The sequence below is a fragment of the Wolbachia endosymbiont of Tuta absoluta genome (assembly GCF_059414725.1).
Genome location: NZ_JBNRJY010000788.1, coordinates 1 through 1,671, shown reverse-complemented (window position 1 = coordinate 1,671; position 1,671 = coordinate 1). Strand labels below are relative to the sequence as shown.

Annotated in this window: 3 protein-coding genes; 1 reads left to right on the top strand and 2 read right to left on the bottom strand. The window is 33.8% G+C overall.

The annotated features are described in order from the left end of the window. Positions 1-193: TrbG/VirB9 family P-type conjugative transfer protein (locus ACJ5GX_RS08075; protein WP_495292894.1), on the top strand; the 193-nt coding region annotated here is incomplete at its 5' end. Positions 194-200: 7 nt separating this feature from the next. On the opposite strand, the gene rnhB is transcribed toward ACJ5GX_RS08075, so the two are convergent. Beyond that, a complete protein-coding gene (gene rnhB, locus ACJ5GX_RS08070) occupies positions 201-794 on the bottom strand; it encodes a ribonuclease HII (RefSeq protein ID WP_007302272.1) in 594 nt (197 codons plus the stop codon). 5 nt (positions 795-799) lie between these two features. Further along, positions 800-1,671, bottom strand: an 872-nt coding sequence (mraY, locus tag ACJ5GX_RS08065; RefSeq protein ID WP_495292893.1) for a phospho-N-acetylmuramoyl-pentapeptide-transferase, incomplete at its 5' end; no start/stop codon positions are given.

Here is a 1,671-nt window from a genome sequence, read left to right as displayed (position 1 = left end):
ATTTAATAAAATAAACTCTGATTTCCCGGCAGTTTTTATGGTTGATTCTGCAGGATATGAATCCTTGATAAATTTTCGTACAGTTGATGACTACCTGATAATTGAAAGAGTAAGCTCGGTATTTACCTTAAGAAACGGATCAAGCACAGTCTGCCTGTTTAATGAAAACATACCTTTCAAAAAAGGTAAGTGATTAAAGGCTATAGTATTCTTATAGGTGCAAAATTCTTTCTATGGTGCTTCGTAATTCCATGAAGGCCAATAGCGCTGAGGTGTTCTTTTGTTCCATATCCCTTATTTTTATACCAATTATATTGAGGATGTTTATTATGCAATTCTTCCATAAGCCGATCTCTTGTAACTTTTGCAACGATTGAAGCGGCTGCAATTGATATACTTAAACTATCACCATTCACTATAGATTTTACTTGCCATTTTACTTCAGGTGGTTGATTACCATCAACTAGCACATAATCTAGTTCTAGATTCAAGTTTGCCAACGCACGTTTCATTGAAAGCTTTGTTGCTTGCAAAATATTGTATGAGTTTATTTCTTCTACGCTTGCCATTCCTATACCAAATTTTGCAACAGACGTTATTTTTTCGTATAGAACTTGCCTACACTTAGGGGTTAGCTTTTTTGAGTCGTTTATTCCATCAATAACCGTATCTCTATCAGTAAATATTACAGCTGCAGATATCACTGGACCGGCAAGCGGACCTCTTCCTACTTCATCTACTCCTGCTATAATTCCTGATAATGTATTTTCTAATGAAAAGTCTGGATATTTCATAATTCCTATAATAAGAAAGTTAAAGCAAAAATCGAACAAACGATAGAAATTATCCAAAATTTTATAACTATTGTATTTTCTGACCACCCTTTCTTTTCAAAGTGATGATGTATTGGTGTCATAAGGAAAATTCTTCTTCCTGCTCCATATCTAAATTTTGTATATTTAAAATATGATACCTGAATAATCACAGATAAAGTCTCTATTACAAAGATTATTCCAATAACGGCAAAAAGCATTTCTTTTTTAATTAGAACACTAGTGAGTCCTAAAGCTGCACCGATTGATAGGCTTCCAACATCACCCATAAATATTTTTGCTGGATGTGTGTTAAACCACAAGAAACTTAAAATAGCTCCTATAAATGCAATGCAGAATAAAGTAATGTTTACATCTGTCTGAGTGATGTATGCAATTAGCCCCAAAAAAGCAAAGGAAGTAATGGCTTGAGTTGCAGCAAGGCCATCTAGGCCATCTGTAAGATTCACAGCATTAGAAGAGCCGACAATTACAAATGCAGCAAACGGAAGATATAGATAGCCAAGGTCGATTGCTACTTCTCTAAATAGAGAAATTTTTGTAAAACCTTCAGCAGATTGTAGCTTAAGTATAAACATACAGACCAGAGTAACGACAAACTGAATAAGTATTTTGGTTTTTGCACTTAAACCTCGGTGGTGATTTGTCTTCAATTTTAAATAGTCATCAATAAATCCAAGTAGAGCAAAAAATAGAGTTATAAATACCAGCAATGAAATTTCTGGTGTTAATTGAGTCCAAAGCAGGATTGGTAATAAAGCAGAAGTTAGTATTATTATTCCACCCATAGGTGGTATATTCTTTTTTGTTATTAAATGACTTTCTGGTCCATATGATC